The 23,751-nt window shown below is 71.4% G+C and carries 17 protein-coding genes; 6 read left to right on the forward strand and 11 right to left on the reverse strand.

What is annotated here, in order from left to right; genetic code table 11:
- Positions 1-2,884 (reverse strand): Rne/Rng family ribonuclease (locus AC1DV7_RS15940; protein ID WP_477598210.1); only part of this gene is annotated, 2,884 nt, incomplete at its 3' end.
- A gap of 175 nt (positions 2,885-3,059) precedes the next feature.
- Complete coding sequence (locus AC1DV7_RS15945) at positions 3,060-3,812, reverse strand: TIGR03936 family radical SAM-associated protein (RefSeq protein ID WP_477598212.1); 753 nt, start codon at positions 3,810-3,812, stop codon at positions 3,060-3,062.
- A 219-nt stretch (positions 3,813-4,031) separates the two neighbouring features.
- On the opposite strand from AC1DV7_RS15945, the gene AC1DV7_RS15950 reads away from it, so the two are divergent.
- The 3 genes from AC1DV7_RS15950 to AC1DV7_RS15960 all read left to right on the forward strand — a co-directional run bounded on the left by AC1DV7_RS15950 (position 4,032) and on the right by AC1DV7_RS15960 (position 6,837).
- Entirely contained in the window at positions 4,032-4,607 is a 576-nt protein-coding gene (locus AC1DV7_RS15950) for a TIGR03086 family metal-binding protein (RefSeq protein ID WP_477598214.1), read from the forward strand.
- A gap of 69 nt (positions 4,608-4,676) precedes the next feature.
- A complete protein-coding gene (locus AC1DV7_RS15955) occupies positions 4,677-6,044 on the forward strand; it encodes a transaminase (protein WP_477598216.1) in 1,368 nt (455 codons plus the stop codon).
- Between the two features lie 169 nt (positions 6,045-6,213).
- A complete protein-coding gene (locus AC1DV7_RS15960; RefSeq protein WP_477598218.1) occupies positions 6,214-6,837 on the forward strand; it encodes a hypothetical protein in 624 nt (207 codons plus the stop codon).
- Here AC1DV7_RS15960 and AC1DV7_RS15965 read toward each other — a convergent pair.
- Both AC1DV7_RS15965 and AC1DV7_RS15970 read right to left on the reverse strand, forming a co-directional pair.
- Positions 6,834-7,292 (reverse strand): N-acetyltransferase family protein, encoded by a 459-nt coding sequence (locus AC1DV7_RS15965; RefSeq protein ID WP_477598219.1) that lies wholly within the window; start codon positions 7,290-7,292, stop codon positions 6,834-6,836. The genes AC1DV7_RS15960 and AC1DV7_RS15965 overlap by 4 nt on opposite strands.
- Positions 7,293-7,406: 114 nt before the next feature.
- A complete protein-coding gene (locus tag AC1DV7_RS15970) occupies positions 7,407-9,365 on the reverse strand; it encodes a S53 family peptidase (RefSeq protein WP_477598220.1) in 1,959 nt (652 codons plus the stop codon).
- A gap of 448 nt (positions 9,366-9,813) precedes the next feature.
- Between AC1DV7_RS15970 and AC1DV7_RS15975 the strand changes: the two genes are divergently transcribed.
- The gene (locus AC1DV7_RS15975) at positions 9,814-11,670 is read left to right on the forward strand and encodes a hemagglutinin (protein ID WP_477598222.1); all 1,857 of its coding nucleotides are present in this window, start codon (positions 9,814-9,816) and stop codon (positions 11,668-11,670) included.
- A gap of 228 nt (positions 11,671-11,898) precedes the next feature.
- Complete coding sequence (locus AC1DV7_RS15980; RefSeq protein WP_477598223.1) at positions 11,899-12,852, forward strand: plastocyanin/azurin family copper-binding protein; 954 nt, start codon at positions 11,899-11,901, stop codon at positions 12,850-12,852.
- 54 nt (positions 12,853-12,906) lie between these two features.
- Here AC1DV7_RS15980 and AC1DV7_RS15985 read toward each other — a convergent pair whose 3' ends face one another.
- Positions 12,907-14,925, reverse strand: coding sequence for a TIGR03960 family B12-binding radical SAM protein (locus AC1DV7_RS15985; protein ID WP_477598224.1), 2,019 nt, complete (start codon positions 14,923-14,925; stop codon positions 12,907-12,909).
- A gap of 168 nt (positions 14,926-15,093) precedes the next feature.
- On the opposite strand from AC1DV7_RS15985, the gene AC1DV7_RS15990 reads away from it, so the two are divergent.
- Positions 15,094-15,702 carry a protein-L-isoaspartate O-methyltransferase family protein gene (locus tag AC1DV7_RS15990; RefSeq protein ID WP_477598226.1) on the forward strand — a complete coding sequence of 203 codons (609 nt, stop codon included), beginning with the start codon at positions 15,094-15,096 and terminating at the stop codon, positions 15,700-15,702.
- A 6-nt stretch (positions 15,703-15,708) separates the two neighbouring features.
- On the opposite strand, the gene AC1DV7_RS15995 is transcribed toward AC1DV7_RS15990, so the two are convergent.
- The 6 genes from AC1DV7_RS15995 to infB all read right to left on the reverse strand — a co-directional run.
- On the reverse strand, positions 15,709-17,559 hold the full coding sequence (locus AC1DV7_RS15995) for an AMP-dependent synthetase/ligase (protein ID WP_477598228.1): 1,851 nt from the start codon (positions 17,557-17,559) through the stop codon (positions 15,709-15,711).
- 135 nt (positions 17,560-17,694) lie between these two features.
- Entirely contained in the window at positions 17,695-18,882 is a 1,188-nt protein-coding gene (gene rodA / locus AC1DV7_RS16000; protein ID WP_477598229.1) for a rod shape-determining protein RodA, read from the reverse strand.
- Positions 18,846-19,805 carry a bifunctional riboflavin kinase/FAD synthetase gene (locus AC1DV7_RS16005; protein ID WP_477598231.1) on the reverse strand — a complete coding sequence of 320 codons (960 nt, stop codon included), beginning with the start codon at positions 19,803-19,805 and terminating at the stop codon, positions 18,846-18,848. The genes rodA and AC1DV7_RS16005 overlap by 37 nt, the downstream gene beginning before the upstream one ends.
- A 10-nt stretch (positions 19,806-19,815) precedes the next feature.
- Positions 19,816-20,739, reverse strand: a complete 924-nt coding sequence (truB, locus tag AC1DV7_RS16010) for a tRNA pseudouridine(55) synthase TruB (RefSeq protein WP_477598233.1) — start codon at positions 20,737-20,739, stop codon at positions 19,816-19,818.
- A complete protein-coding gene (rbfA, locus tag AC1DV7_RS16015; RefSeq protein WP_477598235.1) occupies positions 20,726-21,235 on the reverse strand; it encodes a 30S ribosome-binding factor RbfA in 510 nt (169 codons plus the stop codon). The genes truB and rbfA overlap by 14 nt, the downstream gene beginning before the upstream one ends.
- 93 nt (positions 21,236-21,328) lie before the next feature.
- On the reverse strand, positions 21,329-23,751 hold a 2,423-nt coding region (infB, locus tag AC1DV7_RS16020; protein ID WP_477598236.1), incomplete at its 5' end, for a translation initiation factor IF-2.

The following is a 23,751-nucleotide window of genomic DNA, read 5'->3' on the forward strand; positions in this document are numbered from 1 at the left end:
GGGCCGGGGCCGCGGCGGGCGGTGCCGTCTCGACCGGCGCTGCCGTCTCGACGGGCGCTGCCGTCTCGACCGGCGCTGCGGTCTCGACGGGCGCTGCCTCGGCGGGCTGCGCCTCGACGGACTCCTGGTCGTGGGCCTCGTGGACCTCGACGACGGGCTCGTCCTGGGCCGGCGCCTCGTGCTCGTGGTGGTCGCCGTGCACCTCGTCGTGGATCTCGTCGTGGTGGTCGTGGTGCTCGCTCGACTTGAGCGCGGCGGCGTGGGCCGCGGCCGCGATCTGGGCCGGCGTCGGACCGGAGTGCGCCGGCTGGACGGGTTGGACCGGCGAGGTCGCACCCGAGTCGCTCGAGGAGCCGCGGCCACGGCGACCGCGCCCGCTGCGCGACGACTGCTGTCCGCCGCCGTCGGAGCCGGCGCCCGAGCTGGGGCCCGAGCCGCCGCGCGAGCCCGAGTCGCTGCTCGAGGACTTCTCGACCGGGTCGGCGTGGACGATGATCCCGCGACCGCCGCAGTGCTCGCAGTTCTCCGAGAAGACCTCGATGAGACCGGAGCCCACCCGCTTGCGGGTCATCTGCACGAGCCCGAGCGAGGTCACCTCGGCGACCTGGTGCTTGGTGCGGTCGCGGCCCAGGCACTCGAGCAGGCGCCGCACGACCAGGTCGCGGTTGGACTCGAGGACCATGTCGATGAAGTCGATGACGATGATGCCGCCGATGTCGCGCAGCCGCAGCTGGCGCACGATCTCCTCGGCCGCCTCGATGTTGTTCTTGGTGACGGTCTCCTCGAGGTTTCCACCCGAGCCGACGAACTTGCCGGTGTTGACGTCGACGACCGTCATGGCCTCGGTGCGGTCGATGACCAGCGAGCCGCCGGAGGGCAGCCAGACCTTGCGGTCCATGGCCTTGGCGATCTGCTCGTCGACGCGGTACCGCGTGAACAGGTCCTCGGTGCCGACCCACTTCTCGAGGCGCTCCGCGAGGTCGGGCGCGACGTCGCCGAGGTACTCGCTGACCTCGCCCCACGCCTGGTCGCCGGCGACGACGAGCTTGGTGAAGTCCTCGTTGAACACGTCACGGATGACACGGACGGTCAGGTCGGGCTCGCCGTGGACCAGCGCCGGGGCGCCGCCCTTGCCCTTGCCCTTGGACTCCGCCTTGGCCTTGATCTTGTCCCACGTCTTGGTGAGGCGCTCCACGTCGGCGCGCAGCTCCTCCTCGCTGGCTCCCTCGGCCGCGGTGCGGACGATGACGCCGGCCGAGTCCGGCACGACCTCCTTGAGGATGCCCTTGAGGCGACTGCGCTCGGTGTCCGGCAGCTTGCGCGAGATGCCGGTCATCGAGCCCTCGGGCACGAAGACGAGGTAGCGGCCGGGGAGCGAGATCTGGCTGGTGAGCCGGGCGCCCTTGTGGCCGATCGGGTCCTTGGTCACCTGGACGAGGACCTGGTCACCTGACTTGAGGGCGTTCTCGATGCGCTTGGGCTGGTTGTTCTCCAGGCCGGCGGCGTCCCAGTTGACCTCACCGGCGTACAGCACGGCGTTGCGGCCCTTGCCGATGTCGACGAAGGCGGCCTCCATGGACGGCAGGACGTTCTGCACGCGACCGAGGTAGACGTTGCCCGCCATCGACACGTTGCTCTCGCGGCTGACGTAGTGCTCGACCAGCACGTCGTCCTCGAGCACGCCGATCTGGGTCTTGCCCTCGCGCTCCCGCACGACCATGACGCGCTCGACGCTCTCGCGGCGGGCCAGGAACTCGGCCTCGGTGATGATCGTGCGCCTGCGGCCGGCCTCGCGGCCCTCGCGGCGACGCTGCTTCTTCGCCTCGAGGCGCGTCGACCCCTTGACGCTCTGCGGCTCGTCCCGGCGCGACTCGCGCACGCGCGTCACGGTGCCGGGCGGGTCGTCGCCCTCGGACGCAGAACCGCTGCGACGGCGCCGGCGGCGACGACGGCTCGTGGTCGAGTCGTCACCCGCGTCGCCGTCGGAGTCAGGGCCGGTGGAGTCGGGCTCGGCGTCCGCCGAGGTGGTTGCCTCGGCCGAGTCGGCGTCGCCGCTCTCGGTCGCGTCGTCGGACTGACCACGGCCGCGGCCACGGCCCTTGCCGCCGCGACGGCGACGGCGACGACCGCCCTCACCACCGTCGGAGGAGTCGTCGCGGTCGGCCTGGTCTGCACTGTCGGTCTGGTCGGTCGCGTCGGAGGTCTCGGCAGCCTCACGCGAGTCCTCCGCCTCCGGCAGGGCCTCGGCGGCGGCCCGCGGCTCGGGGGCCCCGGCCTTCGCGGTGGCGCGCTTGCGGGTGCGGGTCGGCGTGGCAGCCGCGGGGTCGGGCGCCTGGAACAGGACGCCGAAGCTGGGGACGGTCGCGGCGGCCTCGTCGTCGTCGGTGCTGTCGACGGCGGTCGGGGCGGCCTCGGACGTCGGCCCGCCCACGGTCTCGTCGGAGAGGTCGACGGCGTCCTCGTCGACCTCGGCGACCGGGGCAGTCTGCTCGACCGGGGCCGCCTCGGCAGCGGCCTTGGCGCTGGCGCGCTTGGTGGTGGTCTTCTTGGCGGCCTTCTTCGCGGTCTTGCGTGCGGCCTTCTTCGCGGGAGCCGGCTCGGCGTCGGCGGCGAGGGTCGCGCCGGTGCTCGAGTCGGCAGCGGAGTCGGCGCTGGAATCGGCGCCGGAGTCGGTGCTGGCGTCCGGGGCGCCGGCCTTGGGGGCCGGCGCGGAGGCCTTCTTGGTGGCGCGGCGGGCCCGCTTGCGGGCCGGTGCCGGTGCGTCGCCCGCCGGTGCGTCGCCGGCTGACGCGTCGCTCGCGTCTGCGGCCTGCGGGGCACCTTCGGCGTCGTGAGCCGAGGCGTCCGTGGCGTTCTGCTGGAACAGGTCTTCGTGGGAGGCCATCTCGGCGTCCTTCCGTCACCCACGGGGCGAGGGCCACACCCGAGTGCCCGGTGAGGGGCGACTCCGATCAGCCACGTGGTGCGAGGTCTTGCGTCGTGTCGGTGGCGGGTGCCACCGGCACGGAAGTCGGGTGGGCTACGCCTGTCTCGGCTCGCGCAGGTCGCGCGGCACCGGGTCAGGCGCCGTCGCCGCCCTCGTCGGCAGCCAGTGGATCAGCCACCCCAGCGGTTGCGGGTCGCAGCGGGCCTTGCGCCAGTCGGGTCACCAGGGGTGGTGCCGGTGGCGTGAGCTCCGTGGCTGCTCGCAGCGCGGTCAGGACGTCGTCGGGGCGTACGGCCGGTGTGGTGTGCCGTACGACCACCCGAAGTATCGCACAGTCCGGCCGCTGCGACGCCTCGGTGGTCATCGACACGACGGCCGACCTCACGTCGAAGGTCTTGGGCCCGGTCTTGAAGGTGCGGGTCACCTCCACCCGCTCCAGCGCCAGCAGCTGGTCGGCCGCGCGCTGCAGGTCCGCCTCGCTGAGGCCGGGGAAGTCCATGACCCAGTCGCTGCCCTGCAGCCGGTCCGCGAGCGCGCCCGGGGCGGCCTCGACCACCTCGAGCACGTCGAGCCCGTCGGGCAGGGCCTCGTCGAGGGCCGCCCGCACCGACTCCGTGTCGACCTGCTCGGTCACCGAGATCTCGAAGTACTCGGCCTCGCTCGCGGTCCCAGTGGGCGCGGCGTTCGCGTAGCTGATCTTCGGGTGGGGGTGGAACCCGGCCGAGAAGGCCATCGGCACCCCCGCCCGGCGCAGCGCCCGCTCCAGGGCTCGCTGGAAGTCGCGCGTCGAGGAGAACCGCAGCCGCCCCCGCTTGGCGTACCGCACCCGCAGCTTCTGGACTGCCGGTGCGGGAGGGGGACCTTCGGGGACTCGCTGCCGTGCCATGCCCCGAGCCTAGGCGTCCGACGCTGGCACCCGGACACGGGTGACCGCTTGGCCGGGGTGACCGGATTTGGGGGTGCAGGGGTGAGCCATACGTCACGCCGGCACCCCCAAGACGAGGAGAAAGGGAGGGTATGACGCGTGGCCCGTTCGAGCCATGGTCGGGGTGCGGGCGCCGTGCCACCGTGGACGTGTGGCACCGGGCAAGAGCGGAACGACCTGATGGACGTGGACACCGTGTACCAGCGCACCGTCGAGCGGTGGGCCGAGGTCGTGAACACCGTGCGGGACGACCAGTGGGACGCCCCGACACCTTGCAGGGAGTGGAGCGTCCGCGACCTCGTCAACCACGTGACGTCCGAGGACCTGTGGACCGTCCCGCTCGTGGAGGGCAGCACGATCGAGCAGGTGGGCTCGCGCTTCGACGGGGACGTGCTGGGGGACGACCCGGTCGCGGGCTCGACCGACGCCGCGAGGGCCGCGACCTCGGCGGTCGCCGAACGGCTCCCGCAGGGCGGGGTCGTCCAGCTGTCCTTCGGCGAGACAGGCGTCTCGGAGTACGTGTGGCAGCTGGCCACCGACCACCTGGTCCACTCGTGGGACCTGTCCAGCGCCCTCGGGACGGACCGTCACCTCGACCCGGCACTGGTGGAGGCCGTCGCCGGCTGGTTCGCGGATCGTGAGGAGCTCTACCGCGCCGGCGGCGCGGTCGGGCCGCGGGCCGTCTCGCGGGGTGGTGCGCAGAGCGACCTGCTGGCTTCCTTCGGGCGGGACTCGGAGTGGAGCCCCGGCCACTGAGGCGACGCGCGACCTACGGAATCCGCACTCGGCCACCGGCGCCCGGCCCGCGGTCCTAGCGTGGCCCCCATGGCCACCCTCGACCGCGCCCAGCTCACGGCGCTCCTCCACGCCGAGCAGACGGCATACACCTCCGCCCACCCGCGCAGCCGCGAGCTGTTCGCTGCCGCCGACAACCTCTTCGGTCGTGTCCCGATGACCTGGATGAACATGTGGTCCGGCGGCTTCCCCCTCTATCTCGACCGCGCCCGGGGCAACCGGGTGACCGACGTCGACGGCCACGCGTACGTGGATTTCGCCCTCGGGGACACCGGGGCGATGGCCGGCCACTCCCCCGCGCCGACGCTCGCGGCGGTGCAGCGACGGGCCGGTGAGCTCGGCGGCATCACGACGATGCTGCCGACCGGCGACGCCCAGTGGGTGGGGGCCGAGCTCGAGCGACGGTTCGGTATGCCGTTGTGGAGCTTCACGCTGTCGGCCACCGACGCTAACCGGTGGGCGATCCGGCTGGCTCGCCTCGCGACCGGGCGGCCCAAGGTGCTGGTCTTCGCGTACTGCTACCACGGGTCGGTCGACGAGGCCTTCGCGCTGCCCGGGCCCGACGGCAAGGCGCAGAGCCGCCCGGGCAACGTCGCGCCACCGGTCGACCTCGACCTCACGACGCGGGTCGCGACCTGGAACGACCTCGCGTCGGTCGAGGCGGCCCTGGCCCACGGGGACGTCGCGGTGGTGCTCACCGAGCCGGCACTCACCAACATCGGCATCGTGCTGCCCGAGCCCGGCTTCCTCGAGGGCGTGCGGGAGCTGGCGACGCGCCACGGCTCGCTGCTGCTGGTCGACGAGACACACACCTTCTCCGCCGGCTGGGGTGGCGCGACGCGCGAGTGGGGCCTCCAGCCCGACCTGTTCGTCATCGGCAAGTCGATCGGCGGCGGGATCCCCTGCGGCGCCTACGGCATCAGCCGCGCGGTGGCCGAGGCGGTGACAGCCCACACCGAGGCCGGGGACGCCGACATCGTCGACGTCGGCGGGGTGGGTGGCACCCTCGCCGGGAACGCCCTGTCCACCGCGGCGATGCGCGCCACGCTGGGCGAGGTGCTGACGCCCGAGGCGTTCGCCCACATGACCGAGCTCGCGACGGCCTTCACGGCAGGCGTCCAGGCGACGCTGGACGAGCTCGACGTCCCCTGGTCCGTGAGCCAGCTCGGGGCCAGGGCCGAGTACCGCTTCGCGCGCCCGGCACCCCGCACCGGTGAGGAGTCCGCGGCGGCCGCCGACGACGCCCTCGACGCCTACCTGCACCTCGCGATGTGCAACCGCGGCATTCTCATGACGCCGTTCCACAACATGGCGCTGATGTGCCCCGACACCTCCCGCGAGGACGTCGACCAGCACACCGAGACGTTCCGCAAGGTCGTCGGGGCGCTCTTCGCCTGACGGCGCGCCCCCTGCACCGGGGCCGGACCCCCTTCCGCGCAACCTTCCCCCGACCGCTGGGCGCACCCACGCCGAGGGGACGATGACACCCCGGTCGGCCCGGCGTACCTTCGAGGATTGGACCACTTCAGGGCGAAGCGGCCCCTGCGAGAGAACCGGAGGGTATGAGGTGTTCATCCAGATCATCCAGGGAAAGTGCCGGGACGCGGACCGAATGCACCGGCTGACCGACGAGTGGCGCGAGCAGCTGGGACCGAAGGCCGAGGGCTGGCTGGGTGGGACGTACGGCATCACCGACGACGACGAGTTCGTCGGTGTGGTCAGGTTCGAGAGCCGTGAGGCCGCCGCCAGGAACTCCACCAGGCCTGAGCAGGGTGAGTGGTTCACCAAGATGTCGGAGTGCTTCGACGGCGACGTCATGTTCCACGACTGCGACAACGCCCAGATGTTCCTGAACGGCGGGTCCGACGACGCGGGCTTCGTGCAGGTCATGCAGGGCCGGCTCAGCGACCCCGAGCGCTTCCGGCGCTTCATGGACCAGCCGATGGACATGCTCCAGGAGCAGCGGCCCGAGATCATCGGCGGCACCATCGCCATCGACGAGGACGGCTTCTTCACCGAGACCATCTCCTTCCGCAGCGAGGAGGAGGCCCGTGTCGGTGAGAAGAAGGAGATGCCCGAGGACCGTCGTCGCGAGTTCGAGGAGGAGATGTCCCAGGTGTCCGACATGAGGTACCTGGACCTCCACCAGCCGTGGTTCGCCAGCGCGTCGATGCCGAGGATGTCCAGCTAGTCCAGGTCGAGGCGCATCAGGTCGTCGGCCGGCCGGAACCCCAGCGAGCGGTACAGCGGTACCGACATCTCGCTGGGGTTCAGCACGATGCGCTCCAGCTGCTCGGCGCGGGCCCACTCCACCACGGTCGTCATCAGCAGTGACGCGACGCCGCGGCGGCGGTGGGCAGGGTCGACGTACACGTTGCCGACATAGCCCCAGCGGCCGTCGAGCGTGTTCGGCTTGGGCATCCGTTCGAAGATCGCGAGGTTCCCCATCGCCACGGCGACCCCGTCGGCGTCGCGAACCACCCACGCCCGCCGCCGGTCGCCCTGCCGGGCCCACCAGCGGTGCATGCGGGCGGCGAGCTCCTCGCCGTCCGCCTCCGCCTGCGACCACTGGGCGCGGAGCCTCACGAGGTCGGCGAGGGTGTCCTCGCCGACCTGCTCACACAGGTATGCCGCCCGCTCACCCATGCCGTGAAGCCTAGGTGAGCGGGCGGTGCTGGATCCGTCCGCACGAGGATCCAGCGGGTGGCGCCTACCGGTCGGGCCGAAGGGGGACCCTGCCAGCCGGCGCCGGCAACGCGGTCAGGAGGAAGCGACCGCGTCGAGCCACGCCTGCCCGTTCGGGACGCCGACGCCAGTGACGTCGTCGTAGCCAGGGCGGACGTGGATCGTCAGGTTGTCGTCGCGATCGAACCACCGGGCGCTGTACGTGTAGCCGTCGGTGGCGTCGAACGCGTTGACGTAGTCGGAACGGACGTCGCCCGGGTAGCTCCCGAGGCCTGCCTTCGTGATGTCGATGGTGGTCGGGCGGGCGGCGTAGAGGACGGGGGCCGCGAGACCGTACTCGTGACCTGCCTTCTGCTCGGCCAGGGCGAACATCCCGGCGTAGAGCGGCGAGGCGAGGGAGGTGCCGCCGATGCGGTACTCCGAGTAGCGCTGCGACCCGTCCGGGAACGTCTGGGTCTCACCGACCAGCATGCCCGTGTTCGGGTCGCCCAGCGCCGCCACGTCGGGCACGACCCGCATGGCCGAACCGCCGTACCGCTGCGAGAGCGCCGAGGGGACGACCCCGGCCTGGTAGGACGGCTGGGCGAACAGGCGCGAGGTGCCGCCGCCGCTGCCGTAGAGGTACGCCGGGGTGTTCCAGGTCGTGGTCGCCTTGTCGAGCGTGGACTTGCCGGTCTCCCAGCCGAGCTCGAAGACCCGGCCGTTGGACTGCGAGACACCGGCGCTGGTGCCACCGACCGCGGTCACCCACGGGCTCGACGCGGGCCAGTCGGGGCTGGGCGTCGCGCCGGCCACACCACCGGTCTCGTCACCGGAGTCACCCGAGGAGAAGAACAGCGACATGCCCTCCGCTGCGGCCTGGATCTGCGTGTCGAGCGACGGCTTGATCGTGCCTGCGGGCAGGGCCTCGCCGCCGTAGCCGTAGGAGTTGCTCACGATGTCGGCGAGGTGGTTGTCCACGACGCGGTTCATGATCGCGTCCATGTCGCGGTAGTTGTTCGGGGCGCCGATGTAGGTGATGTGGGCACCCGGAGCCATCGTGTGGACGGCCTCCACGTCGAGGGTCTCCTCGCCGGCCCAGCCCTGCGGGTCCTGCCGGTTGTTCTGCGGGCGGTTGTAGATGCCGGGGGCCACGACCTGGTTGAACTGGCCGGGGCGGAAGGTCGGCAGCCCGTGCGCAGCGAAGTACGTGTTGGCGTCGGACTCGATGGTGGGCGAGGCGTAGGCGTCGATGATGCCGACCGTCACGCCGGAGCCGTCGTTGCCGGAGCGGATCGCACCGGTCATGCCGTAGAGCCCCTGCAGCTGGACGCCGCTGTAGCCGGTGGGCGCGAAGGCGCTGGGGGTGGACGGAAGGGCGGTGCCGTCCGGGGTCGGCGTGTTCTGGACCGTCTTCTCGCCCCAGTACGCGCTGGTGGGTCCGGCGTTGCGGAACACCGCCGGCGCCGGGGCCGCCCTGGTGGGCCGGACGAGCGTCTGCGACTCGTCGAGCCCCACGACGCCCTGCACCTGTCCGAGGTTGGCGGGGACGACGAGCGGGCTGGTGTTGGAGCGCACCGTGTGTCCCTGGGTCGAGTACTCGGCGAAGCTGGTGCCGAAGGCGTCGCCGGCCTGCTTGAGCGTGCCGGTCGCCTCGACGTACTTGCGGTTCGCTGGGACAGCACCGACGGAGAAGCCCTGGCTGGTGAGCCAGGACGAGACCGCGTCGACGTCGGACTGTGCCGGGGAGAACCTGGCCCGGAACTGCGACGGGCTGAGGAACCTGCCGAAGCTCGAGCTGCCCGGGGTCGAGACAGCCGTCGCGTAGGCCGCGGCCGCGTCACCGCCGCGGTAGTTGAGGTAGACCCGGAAGGTCACCTGCTGACCCGAGGCGGCCGTCCCGACCTTGTTCTGGGAGTTCGCCCAGGACGGGACGCTGCCGGGCAGCTGGTGGCCCGGCGCAGCGCTCGCGGTGCCAGCGGTGAACGCGGCGGTGGCGGTGACCAGTGCCGCGGCGCCGAGGGCGGCGCAGGTGGTTCTCGACAGACGTGACAATGTGACCTCCGAGACGGGTTGGCCCGGACGCGACGGGGTTCTCCGATCGCGCCGGGGACAGCGGTCTCATCAGACACCGGGGGCGGCGCTCGCCCCCCTGACGAATGTCATCGGTTTGCCAGCCCGTCCGCCCGACGGCACCGACGGGTTTTGGGCTCCCGTCGCCGGTTTGGGCAGTTCCTCCTGCGTCGTATGGCGGTCACGCCAGCATCTGCGGCGATCTAGCGTGGAGGCGGCACACGACGTCCCTGCACAGCGACCCCGCCGCCCTCGACCCCGGGAACACCCGGGACCCCGACGACGCCGCCGCGGCTCGCACCGCCGACGCGCTGCCGTCCCGGCTCGGCCCCGGGTCGGGTGGATCGGAGATGGAGGAGTCATGGCGCGACGCATGACCGTAGCTGGGGGCGCGAACGGGAGCACACGCAGGTCGAGACTGAAGTCGGCGGTGGCGATCGCAGGGCTGGTCGTCGCCTCGGCGCTGGCGGTACCGCTGGCGGCCTATGCGGCCGACGGCCCGTTCAACATCGACGGCAACATCCCGGACGCGAACACGACCGAGCTCCCCGACCCGTTCGGGAACGTCAAGGAGCTCGGCCCCAAGAACTCCAACGTCACCAAGATCGGTGTCATCCACGGTGCTGCGGTGCCGATGCTCGACACCACGAACCCCAACGGGCAGGTCGACCTGCGGCGGGCCTGGCTGGACACCGAGCGGGACACCGCGGCTCCCAACCACGACTGGCTCTACTTCGCCTGGGAGCGCGACGCCAACAGCGGAAGCGGTTTCATCGCCTACGAGTTCATGCAGAACGCGGCACCTGCCGCCTGCGCCTACGACACCGCCACCGAGGCGCAGCTGATCGCGAGCTGCAACCCGTGGGCGAACCGCAAGGCGGGCGACTTCATGATCCTGTGGGACCAGCAGGGTGGCAGCAAGGACCTGTTCCTGCGCACCTGGAGTGGCACGGCACCCAACCTGACCCTCGGCGCCGCGTCGCAGCTCAACTCTGCGGTCTCGCAGGCGGAGTACAGCGCTGACGGGTTCCGCGGCGAGGCAGCGGTCGACCTGACCGCCACCATCTTCGGCGGCAGCACCGCGTGCAAGACGTTCGCCAACACCATCCCGAGCACGGTGACGGGCAACTCCGACACGGCGGACTACAAGGACACGATCCTGAAGAACGCCCCGCCGATCACCAACTGCACCTCCACCACCGTCACGACGCCGAAGACCGGCGCCGGCGGTGACATCCCGGCAGGAGGCCTGTCCATCGGGACCGGTGTGGTGCAGGTCAAGGACTCGGCCGTGGTCGACGTCGTCGGTGGCACCGCCACCCCGACGGGCTCGGTCTCGTTCTCGCTGTGCAAGGTCGACTCCCCCGGTCTGTGCACCAGCGGCGGGACCTCGGTCGGCTCGACGAACCTGACGGGCACGGCATACCCGGTCACGGTTCTCTCGCCGGCGGCCTACGTGACCTCTGCGGGCCGGTACTGCTGGCGCGCCGCCTGGAGCGGGGACTCCGCCAACGGGATCCCGGGTTCCAGCGACTCCAGGGCGAGCGAGTGCTTCACGGTCAACCCCGTGACGCCGGGGCTCGCCACATCCGCCAGCGATGACGTGGTCCTGGGCGGAACCGTCTCCGACACCGCGACGCTGAGTGGCCTGGCCACCCAGCCGGCCAACCCGGTCATCAACCTGACCGGAACCGGCGGTGCGGCTGCGGGCGGCACCATCACGTTCACCCTGTACGGGCCGAACAACTGCACCACCGTGGCCTACACCTCGGCGGCGGTCACCGTCAGCGGCAATGGCGGCTACGGCACGCCGAACCCGCAGTTCCAGCCGAGCCAGCCCGGCACGTACCACTGGGCTGCCTCGTACAGCGGGAACCTGCCGAACAACAACGCCACGACGCACAACACCGCCTGCGACGACACCAACGAGGACGTCGTCGTGAACACGGTGCCGTCGTCGCTGACCAGCGCGCAGACGTGGGTGCCGAGCGACTCGGTGACCGTGTCTGCGACAGCCGGCGGCGCCATGGCGGGCACCGTGTCGTTCGAGTTCTTCACGAACGGCACCTGCACCGGCTCGAGCGCGTTCTCGACGACCAAGACGGTCTCCGGCGCCTCGCCGCAGACAGTCCTGTCGGGCAACGCGCCGTCACAGACGACCTCCGGGTCGTTCGCGTGGCGGGTCAGCTATGACAGCACCAACCCCGGGCAGCGGGACATCCCGGCGAGCTGTGAGGAGGTGTCGTCCCTGACGATCGACAACGGCAACGGGGAGTCGAGCCCGTGACGCATTGCTGAACCGAGGGGTCCGGTCGGACAGGGCGACCGGACCCCTCCGGCAGGTCCGGGTGGGCCGCGGGACACGTGGAGCCACACCGCGGATATCACCCAAAGGCATGACCCCGCGTGCGAGCAGGGGGAGCACCCTTGACCTGGAACGCACGCGCTGAAGGGCTCCACGCGCAATCCGACGCGGTCGCGACCGCGACCGTGAGCCCTGCCCTGAGGAGCACCCATGCGCGGCAAGCCAATGCTCAGACGGCTCGTTCTGGCCGTCCTGTCCGTCACCGCCCTCACCATCCCTGGCGCCTTGGGTTCGAGCGCCTCGGCGACCCCCGGGCCCGTCACGTGGCACGTCCGCGTCGGTGCCGAAACACCTGACATGGCCGTCACCGCGATGGCCTTCCTGCCCAAGGAGATCTGGGTCAACGCCGGGGACACCGTCCACTGGACCTCGAACAGCGCAGAGCCACACACCGTGACGTTCCTCGCGCCCGGGACGACGCTGCCGGAGTTCAACCCCTTCGATCCTTCGCAGACGGGGCGCGCGGGCCCGTCCGTAGTGGACGGCAGCGCCTATGCCAACTCAGGAATCCTGGCCACCCAGCCGATCTTCGTCTTCACGGACCCGGCGACGAGCTACAGCCTGGGCTTCCCCACGACCGGCGAGTTCACCTACTACTGCCTCCTGCACGGCCTGATGATGACGGGCACTGTGCACGTCCGCGCGGCCGGCACCGCCTACCCCTACACCCAGCAGGACTACGACCGGGCGGGTACGCAGCAGGCCAACGCGGCGCTCCACCACGGGCGCGACGCCTGGCGCGACGCCAGGCAGACCCATGCCACGAACGGCACTCGCGTCCTGGTCGGTGTGGACGGCGAGGGTTTCGGGGTCTCGCGGTTCGTCCGTGACCACCTCGTGGTGCACGTCGGCCAGACGGTGTCGTTCTACGTGGCAGGACCCGGGGCACCGCACACGGTGACCTTCGGCGAGGAGCCCCCGGGACTGGCGATCCTGGCTCCCTCCGGCGATCCGACCCACTTCGCCGGGGGCGACCTCAACAGTGGTGTCCTCGTTCCGGGCGCCCCGTTCGACGTCACCTTCACCACGCCGGGGAAGTTCCCCTACATCTGCGCCATCCACGACGACATGGGAATGGTCGGGGACGTCCTCGTCGTCCCCTGACCCATCACGTCCCCGCGCCCACCCGGTTCCGGCCGGGTGGGCTCGTGCGGTCGATCAGTGCTGGTGTGGGGCTGCGCCCGTGGTGGCGAGCATGTCCTTGCGCCCGGCCCCGAGCACGGTCAGCGGCAGCAGGGTCTTGCCCGTCGGGCCGATCTCGATGTCCGTGCCCATCTGAGGGCACACGCCACAGTCGAAGCAGGGCGTCCAGCGGCAGTCGTCGACCTCGGTCTCGTCGAGGGCGTCCTGCCAGTCGGCCCAGAGCCACTCCTTGTCGAGACCCGAGTCGATGTGGTCCCACGGCAGCACCTCGGTCTCGCCGCGCTCCCGCGTGGTGTACCAGGCGACGTCGACCGGCTCGTCCGCGAGCGCCGTGTCAGCCGCCGACATCCAGCGGTCGTAGGAGAAGTGCTCGCTCCAGCCGTCGAAGCGCCCACCGTCGCGCCACACCTGCTCGATGACGCGTCCGACCCGACGGTCGCCTCGCGAGAGCAGCCCCTCGACGATGCCGGGCTTGCCGTCGTGGTAGCGGAAGCCGATCGACGAGCCATAGCGCCGGTCGGAGCGGATCGCGTCACGCAGCTTCTCGAGGCGGGCATCCGTCTCGGGAGCGCCGAGCTGTCCGCACCACTGGAACGGCGTGTGCGGCTTGGGCACGAACCCGCCGATCGACACGGTGCACCGGATGTCGCGGCGTCCCGAGACCTGCCGGCCCGTCTCGATGACCTTCTTGGCGAGCTCGGCGATCTGGAGCACGTCCTCGTCGGTCTCGGTCGGCAGCCCGCACATGAAGTAGAGCTTGACCTGCCGCCAGCCCGCGCCGTAGGCGGCCGCGACGGTCTTGATGAGGTCGTCCTCGGACACCATCTTGTTGATGACCTTGCGGATCCGCTCGCTGCCACCCTCGGGAGCGAAGGTCAGCCCGGAGCGGCGACCGTTGCGGGTGAGCTCGTTGGCGAGGTCGATGTTGAAGGCGTCGACGCGGGTCGACGGCAGGGACAGCCCCGTCTGGGTGCCGTCGTAGCGGTCGGCCAGGCCCTTGGTGATCTCGGCGATCTCGGAGTGGTCCGCCGACGACAGCGACAGCAGCCCGACCTCCTCGAAGCCCGTCGCCGCGAGCCCGCGCTCGACCATCTCGCCGATGCCGGTGATCGACCGCTCGCGCACCGGTCGCGTGATCATGCCCGCCTGGCAGAACCGGCAGCCGCGGGTGCACCCGCGGAAGATCTCGACGGACATCCGCTCGTGCACCGACTCGGCCAGCGGCACCAGCGGCTGCTTCGGGTAGGGCCAGGCGTCGAGGTCCATGACGGTGTGCTTCGAAACCCGCCACGGCACACCGGTGACGTCGGCGCGGGGTGCCACGCGCTGGATCCGCCCGTCGGGCAGGTACGACACGTCGTAGAGCGAGGGCACGTAGACCCCGCCCGTCCTCGCGAGGCGCAGCAGGAGCTCGTGCCGGCCACCCGGCATACCCTGCGCCTTCCAGGCGGCGATGTGGTCGGTGACCGCGAGCACGGCCTCCTCGCCGTCGCCCACGATGGCCGCGTCGACGAAGTCGGCGATCGGCTCGGGGTTGAACGCCGCGTGCCCGCCGGCGACGACGATCGGGTCGGCGTCGGTGCGGTCGGCCGCGTGCAACGGGATGCCGGCCAGGTCGAGGGCGGTCAGCATGTTGGTGTAGCCGAGCTCCGTCGAGAAGGACACCCCGAACACGTCGAAGTCGCGGACCCCGCGGTGGGCGTCCACGGTGAACTGGGGGACGTCCGACGACCGCATGAGGGCCTCAAGGTCGGGCCACACGGCATACGTCCGCTCGGCCAGGGCGTCCGGGCGCTCGTTGAGCACCTCGTAGAGGATCATGACGCCCTGGTTTGGCACCCCGACCTCGTACGCGTCGGGGTACATCAGCGCCCAGCGGGTGGTGAGCTCCTCGCCGCCGGGGCCGTAGCCGCCGCAGTTCCAGTCCTTGACGGTGGAGTTCAGCTCGCCGCCGACGTACTGGATGGGCTTGCTCACCTGCTCGAGCAGCGGCTCGAGGGCAGGGAACACGGACGTACCGGGGGCGTGGCTCATGGTGGGTCAAGGGTAACCGCGCCGCACCCGCATGCCGAAAACGAGCCGAACGGGGGCCGCCTGCGCAGCGTGGTCCCACGAGCCGGGTGGTTCGGCCCCGCCACGGGCCGCAGGCTGCGCGACCGCGCAGGCTGCGCGACCCACCACGCGCCGCCGCATACTGGGTGGGTGGACGGAGCCGCACGCGTGGCGGCCGCCATGCTGGCGGTGCCGCGGCAGGACTACCTCCCGCCCGGCCAGCGCGCGCACAGCGGCCGCGACGCCCCGCTGCCCATCGGTCACGGCCAGACCAACAGCCAGCCCACGACGGTCCGCCAGATGCTCGAGCTGCTCGACGTGCCGCCCGGCGCGCGGGTCCTCGACGTCGGCGCCGGGTCCGGCTGGACGACGGCCCTCCTGGCCTGGCTCACCGGCCCGCAGGGTGCGGTCCACGGTGTCGAACGGGTCCCGCAGCTCGTCACCTTCGGGGCCACCAACCTTGCCTGCGCGGGTATGCCGTGGGCTCACCTGTCCGCGGCCGTGCCCGGGGTGCTGGGCCTCCCCCACGAGGGGCCCTTCGACCGCATCCTCGTGTCGGCGCAGGCGACCACGCTGCCCGGCGAGCTGGTCGACCAGCTCGCCCCCGACGGGGTCCTGGTGGTGCCCGTCCGTGGGCGGATGCTGCGCGTCCGGGACGGCGAAGGCGGGCCGGCGGTCGAGGAGCACGGGTGGTACCGCTTCGTGCCCCTCGTCGCCGACCTGCCTGCGCGTCCGGTGTGGACCAGATCCAAGTACTGACTCGGACTAGCTCGTGTAGTGCGAGTCCAGCATCTCCTGGTACTTGTCGCTGACGGCCTTGCGGCGCAGCTTCATGCTGGGCGTCAGGTCGCCGTCCTCGATCGTCAGGTCGTGGTCGAGGATGGTGAACTTCTTGATCTGCTCCCACCGGTTGAGGTTCACGTTGAGGGTGTCGACGTACATCTGCACCATCTCGTGGGCCTCCGGGGAGGTGACGATCGTCTTGTAGTCGCCGCTGACGCCGCGGGTTGCTGCCCAGTCCTTGATGGCGTCGGGGTCGAGCGTGACCAGCGCGGTGACGAAGTTGTGGTCGGCGCCGTAGACCATGAACTGGCTGACGTACGGGCACAGACCCTTGAAGGTCGCCTCGATCAGCGACGGCGCGACGTACTTGCCGCCCGACGTCTTGAAGAAGTCCTTCTTGCGGTCGGTGATCTTGAGGAAGCCCCGCTCGTCGAGCGTGCCGATGTCACCGGTGTGGAGCCAGCCGTCGGCGTCCTTGGTCTCGGCCGTCTCGTCGGGCTTGTTGTGGTAGCCCTCCATGACGCCGGGACCACGCAGCAGGATCTCGCCGTCCTCGGCGATCCGCGCCTCCGTGCCGGGCAGGGCCCAGCCGACGGTGCCGATCACGTTGGAGCCCGGTCGGTTGACGAACGACGCGGCGCTGGTCTCGGTGAGCCCGTAGCCCTCGATGATGGTCAGCCCGACCGCCTCGAACCAGCTGGCGACGTCCTTGTTGAGCGCCGCCGAGCCGGAGATGAAGAACCGGATCCGGCCGCCGAAGCGCTGGCGCACCTTGTGCAGCACCAGCTTGTCGGCCAGCGCGAGCTTCTTGGCGAGCAACCCGGAGGGCTCCTCACCGCGGGCGCGCAGCGCCGCCACCTGGGTGCCGACACCGACCGACCACTCGAACAGCTTCTCCTTCAGGCCGCCCTCGGCCTTCATCATCAGCGTGATCCGGCCGAACGCCTTCTCGAAGATGCGCGGTGCGGCGCCCATGAAGGTCGGCTGCACGACGGCGAGGTTGTCGACGATCTTGTCGACCCGGCCGTCGATGGCCGTCGGGAAGCCGCACTGGATCGGCAGCGTCAGCAGGAACTTGCCGAAGACGTGCGCCAGCGGCAGCCAGAGGTACTGCAGGTCCTTGCTGCTCAGGATGCCGATCGCGTCGACCGCGGCCGCCTGGTAGGTCCAGGCGTTGTGGTCGAGCCGAACGCCCTTGGGCCGGCCCGTGGTGCCGGACGTGTAGATGATCGTCGCGAGGTTGTGCGGCTGGAGCGAGTCGATCCGGTCGTCCACGGCCGAGGAGTTCGTCGCGAGCAGCTCGGCGCCCATCTGCTCGAGCTCGTCGAGGCTGATGACCCAGTCGCCGTCCGGGGTGCCGTCCATCGTCACGACCCGGCTCACGGCCGGCAGGTCGACCCGGCGCTCTCGGAGCTTGGCGATCTGGGCGTCGTCCTCGGCGAACACGACGAGGCTGCCCGAGTTCGCGACTATGTAGGCGACGTCCGGGGCGATGGTGGTCGGGTAGATGGTGGTCGTCGCGCCACCCGCGCACATGATGGCGAGGTCGGTCAGCGCCCACTCGTAGCGCGTCGACGAGGCGATCGCGACCCGGTCCTCGGGCTCGACACCGAGCGCCACGAGACCGGCAGCGAGCCGCCAGGCCCGTTCGCGGACCTCGGACCAGGTGACGGACGCCCAGGAGTCCCCTTCTCCCGGGAAACGGAATGCCTCCGCGTGCGGGCTCTTCTCGGCGCGGTCCCGGAACAGGTGGGCGACGCTGGTCGCCCGCTCCGTGATCGCGGCCTCGTTGACCCGCTCGGCGGCGGCGGTGTGCATGGTGTGAGTCGTCATTGACCTTCCTCGGCTGGGTCCAGGGGATGCCCCGGATAGTGCCATGTGGGGGCACGGGCGTGGGGCCAAAGGCGGTGATTGTGACCTAACGGTCTCCGCCCGGCGAAGGTGCCGGGTGCCGGTCGCAGCCGCGCGTCAGCGCCGCTGCGAGGCGACGTGGGCGTTGTTGACCAGACCCACCGCCAGCCAGCACGCGAACATCGACGAACCGCCGTACGACAGGAAGGGCAGCGGAAGCCCGGTCACCGGCATCAGCCCGAGGTTCATCCCGACGTTCTCGAACACCTGGAACAGCAGCCAGGCCGCGACGCCGGCCCCGACGAGCCGGCCGAACGCGTCCTGCGTACGCGCCGCGACGACGACGGCTCGCAGCACCACGAACCCCAGCAGCAACAGCAGGCCCGCGGCCCCGAGGAAGCCCCACTCCTCCCCCGCCACCGAGAACACGAAGTCGGTCTGCTGGTAGGGGATGTAGCCGCCCTGCGTCTGCCGCCCCTCGAACAGACCCTGTCCCGTCCAGCCACCCGACCCGATCGCGATCCGCACCTGCCGCGTCTGGTAGCCGATCCCCTGCGGGTCGGCCTGCGGGTCGGCGAACGCGGTCAGCCGGTCGCGCTGGTAGTCGCTCAGCACCGGCGTCGTCAGCGCCACCACGACTGCGGCCGCGACGAGCCCGACCGCCGCGGCGAGCCACCGCTTGGGTGTCCCTGCCACGGCAACCACCCCGAACGCCAGGGCGGCCAGCACCAGCGCGGAGCCGAGGTCCGGCTGCAGCATGACGAGGCCGATGGGGACCGCGGCGACCACGGCGGCCAGCGCCAGGTCCCGCCCGTCCGGTTGCGCGCCGCGGTCCAGCCGCTCGCCGAGGATGATGGCCAGGCCGACGCAGAGGGCGGCCTTCGCGAGCTCGGACGGCTGCACGGAGAAGCCACCGGGCAGCAGGATCCACGAGTGCGAGCCGTTGACCGTGGACCCGACCGGGGTGAGCACGAGGACGAGCCCCGCGACGGACACGACGTACAGCGCGGGCGCGAGCGCCCGCAGCCGCTGGTAGCCCATGCGGGTCACCAGGACGGCGAGGACCACCCCGATGGCCGTGTTGAACAGGTGCCGGACGAGGTATGCCGTGCCCGCCTGGCCGTGGGTCGCGGACCAGACGAGGAGGGCGCCGATCAGGGACAGCCCCAGCGCCGCGATGAGCAGGGCCCAGTCGCTGTGGGCCCACCGACCAGCGCCCCCGGCGAGGGCGACCCACCGGCCGCCGCCGGCCGAGGCGCGTCGCGGGGTCAGGAGGGGACGATCGACGCCAGGACCTGTCGGCACTTCTCGATGTCTCCGGCCATGGCGGTGAGCAGGTCGTCGATGGAGTCGAACTTGAGCGTGGGGCGGATCCGGTCGACGAACTCCACACCCACCGTCTCGTCGTACAGGTCGAGGTCGGTGCGGTCGAGGACGTACGCCTCCACCGTGCGGACCGTCCCGTCGAACGTGGGGTTGGTGCCCACGGAGATGGCCGCGGGCAGGGTGCGCTCGGGGTCCTCGAGGTCGTGTCCGAACCGGGTGAGCCACCCGGCATACACCCCGTCGGCGGGGACCAGGCCGAGGGAGTCGGCCGCGAGGTTGGCGGTCGGGTAACCCAGCTCGCGCCCGCGGTGGGCCCCGTGGACCACGGTGCCGACCATCTTGTGCGGGCGACCCAGGATCGCCGCGGCCTCGGCGACCTCGCCGGCGTCGAGGTGGCGGCGGGTGGCCGAGGACGACCAGCGCTCGGTGTCGCCGAGGTCGTCGAGCACCACGACGTCGAAGCCGTGCTCGGCGCCGAGGTCGCGCAGGGTCTGCACGTCGCCGGTGTAACCACGGCCGAAACCGCGGGCGTCCTCGCCCACGACGATGGCCTTCACGGCGAGCGTGTCGACGAACGTGCTGACCACGAACTCCTGCGCCGTCTGGTCGGCGAACTCGCGCGTGAACGGCAGCACGAGCAGGCCGTCGATGCCGGTCGTCTCGAGCAGCTCGTCGCGCAGCCCGTCGGGGGCGATGAGCTCGAGCGTCTCGGGGTGGAAGATCGCAGCCGGGTGCGGGTCGAAGGTCACTGCCACTGCCGGCACGCCACGGGTCGCGCCCTCCTCGACGAGCCGGGCCAGGACCGCCCGGTGCCCGAGGTGGACGCCGTCGAAGTTGCCGAAGGTCGCGACGCAGGGTCGCAGCTCGGCGGGCGTCTCGGTGGGGTCGGTCCAGCGCTGCACGGAGGACACTCTACGAACCGGCAGGGGCGAAGACGACGTGAGCCCTGGCTTTGGGCCCAGACTCGTCGAGCATCGCGACCAGCCGCCCGTCCGGGGCGAACGCGGCGACCGGCTCGGTGCGTCCCGGCTGGGCCGACTCGGGGCGCTGCCCGTAGCCGACGGCGGTCGCCTCCTCGGGGGTCAGCTCGCGCACCGCGAACTGGGCGCGTGCCGCGGCGGCCAGAGGCGTCACGGGCATCGCCTCGGCCCCCTCGGCGTCCAGCAGCTCGCCGAGCGCGGAGAGGTCATGGGCGCCGTCGAGGGTGAACGCGCCGACCCTCGTGCGGCGCAGGGCGGTGAGGTGACCCCCGACCCCGAGCGACGCCCCGAGGTCGCGGGCCAGCGCCCGGACGTACGTGCCGGAGCTCACCGTGACCTCGACGTCCACGTCGAGCACGGGTATGCCGTCCACGTCACCCGCGCGGGTCGCGAGGACCTCGAACCGGCTCACGGTGACGGGTCGCGCTGGGAGCTCGACGTCCTCACCGGCCCGGACCCGGTGGTAGGCGCGCTCGCCCTTGACCTTGATCGCGGACACCGAGCTGGGGACCTGCTGGATCTCACCGGTCAGGCCTGCGACGGCTGCCGCGACCTGGTCGTCGGTGAGGTGGCCGGCGGGCACCGACGCCGTGACCTCTCCCTCGGCGTCATCGGTGACCGTCGTCTGGCCCAGCCGGACGGTGGCGGTGTAGTCCTTGTCGCAGCCGACGAGGAAGGTCAGCAACCGGGTGGCGCGGCCGATGCCGAGCACGAGCACGCCGGTCGCCATCGGGTCGAGGGTGCCGGCATGGCCGACCTTGCGGGTGGCGCAGAGCCGTCGCGCCCGGCCGACCACGTCGTGRCTGGTCCAGCCTGCCGGCTTGTCGACGACGAGCAGCCCGTCAGGCGCGGGCATCGGTCTCGCTGTCGACCTCGGCGAGGGGGCCGCCCTCGACGACCACCTCGGCAGCGGCCTCGGTGCCCTCGTCGTCGGCCTCGGGCTTCTTGTACGGGTCGGCGTCCCCGGCATACGTGGCCGCGGCGGCGGCTGCCGCCACGGCGGCGTCGCGCTCCTTGGCCTCGCGCAGCAGGTCCTCCATGTGCGCCGCCGTCTCGGGGATGGCGTCGGCGAAGAAGTCGAGGCTGGGGGTCAGCCGGATCTTGATCTGCTGCCCCACGAACGAGCGGAGCCGGCCCTTGTTCTTCTCGAGCAGCGCCGCCGTCCTGGCGCGCTGCGCCTCGTCGCCGAACACGGTGTAGAACACCGACGCGTGCTGCAGGTCCCCCGTGACGCGGACATCGGTGATGGTGATGAAGCCCAGGTCGGGGTCCTTGACGATCGACTCGACGTTCGCCGCGATCAGGGTCTTGATGCGGTCGGCGATCTTGCGGGCGCGTCCGGCGTCAGCCATGGGGTTCCTCCTGCGTCGTGGTGTGGGGTGGCGGCTCAGGACCCTCCGGACCTACGCGCAGCCGGGAGACTGGCTCCCGGCTGCGCCGTGAGGTCAGGCGCGCGGCTTCTCGCGCATCTCGTAGGTCGCGATGAGGTCGCCGAGCTGCAGGTCGTTGTACGACCCGAGGTTGATACCGCACTCGAAGCCCTCACGGACCTCGGTGACGTCATCCTTGAACCGGCGCAGGCCGGCGATCTCGACGTTCTCGGAGACGACCACGCCGTCGCGGGTGATCCGCGCCTTGGTGCCGCGCTTGATCTCGCCGCTGCGCACGATGGAACCGGCGATGTTGCCGAACTTGCTCGACCGGAAGATCTCGCGGATCTCGGCGGTGCCGAGCTCGACCTCCTCGAACTCCGGCTTGAGCATGCCCTTGAGCGCCGCCTCGATCTCCTCGATGGCCTGGTAGATCACCGAGTAGTAGCGGATCTCGACGCCCTCGCGCTCGGCGTAGTCGGCGTTCTGGCCCTCGGCGCGGACGTTGAAGCCGATGATCACGGCATTCGACGCCATCGCGAGGTTGATGTTGTTCATCGTGATCGCACCGACGCCGCGGTCGATGATCCGCAGGTCGACCTCGTCGCCCACGTCGATCTGGAGCAGGGCGTCCTCGAGCGCTTCGACGGAACCCGACACGTCACCCTTGAGGATGAGGTTGAGGGTCTCGACCTTGCCCGCCGCGAGGGCCTCGGTGAGGTCCTCGAGCGAGATGCGCTTGCGGGCCTTGGCCAGGGAGGCCTGGCGGTCGGCTGCCTCACGACGCTCGGCGATCTGACGGGCCGTGCGGTCGTCCGGCGCCACCACGAAGGTGTCACCGGCGCGCGGCACGGACGACAGACCCAGCACCTGCACCGGGCGGGACGGACCGGCCTCGGTGAGGTTGTTGCCGTGCTCGTCGAGCATCGCGCGGACGCGACCGTAGGCCGAGCCCGTGACGATGGCGTCACCGACGTGCAGCGTGCCGGCCTGGACGAGCACCGTGGCCGTGGCACCGCGGCCACGGTCGAGGTTGGCCTCGATCGCGACACCACGGGCGTCGCGGTCGGAGTTGGCCCGCAGGTCGAGCGCCGCGTCAGCGGTCAGCAGGACTGCCTCGAGCAGCGCGTCGATGTTCTGGCCGGCCTTGGCCGACACGTCGACGAACATCGTCTCGCCGCCGTACTCCTCGGCGACGAGGTTGTACTCGGTCAGCTGCTGGCGCACCTTGGACGGGTTGGCGCCCTCGACGTCGATCTTGTTGACCGCCACGACGATCGGCACGTCCGCAGCCTGGGCGTGGTTGAGCGCCTCGATGGTCTGCGGCATCACGCCGTCGTCGGCGGCGACCACGAGGATCGCGATGTCGGTCACCTTGGCACCACGGGCACGCATGGCGGTGAACGCCTCGTGACCCGGGGTGTCGATGAAGGTGATCGGGCGGTCGACGCCCTCGTGCACCTTGTGCACCTGGTAGGCACCGATGTGCTGGGTGATGCCACCGGACTCGCCACCGGCGACGTCCTCGTTGCGGATCGCGTCGAGCAGTCGCGTCTTACCGTGGTCGACGTGACCCATGACGGTCACGACCGGCGGACGTGCCTCGAGGTCCTCGTCGTCCTCGCCCTCGATACCCGTTGCCAGGTCGATGTTGAAGGCGTCGAAGAGCTCCTTCTCCTCCTCCTCGGGGGAGACGACCTGGATGTCGTAGCCGAGCTCGGCGCCGAGCACCTTGAAGGTGTCCTCGTCGAGGGACTGCGTCGCCGTGGCCATCTCACCGAGGTGGAACAGCACGGTCACCAGCGAGGCCGGGTTGGCGTTGATCTTGTCGGCGAAGTCGGTCAGGGACGAGCCGCGACGAACGCGGATGGTGGTCTTGCCGTCGCCACGGGGGACGGTGACGCCACCCAGCGACGGAGCCTGCATCTGCTCGAACTCCTGGCGCTTCGCGCGCTTGGACTTGCGTCCACGGACCGGGCGACCGCCACCGCGGCCGAACGCACCCGCGGTCGAGCCGCGACCGGCACCACCACGGAAGCCACCGCCACCGGGGCGACCGGCGAAGCCACCACCGGGAGCACCGGGGCCACCGGCTCCGGGACCACCGGGGCCACGACCGGGACCACCAGGGCCACCGGGACCACGGCCACCGCCACGGGCGGGACGCTCACCGGGACGACCGACCGCACTGCGGTCGGGCATCATGCCCGGGCTGGGACGCGGACCACCGGGGCGCGGGCCACCGGGGCCTGCCGTGCCACCGGGACGCGGGCCGGCAGCGCCGGGACGGCTCTGCGGGCGCGGCATGCCCTGCGACGGGGCGAACGGGTTGTTGCCCGGACGCGCGGCGCCACCCTCGCGGGAGCCACCACCGTCACGGCCGGTGCGCATGCCCTGCGACGGGGCGAAGGGGTTGTTGCCCGGACGCGGTGCGCCGGGACGCGGTGCCGCTGCGCCGGGACGCGGCCCGGCGGTACCGGGACGGGGCGAGGCGGGGA

This window comes from Pedococcus sp. P2_E4 (assembly GCF_056403935.1).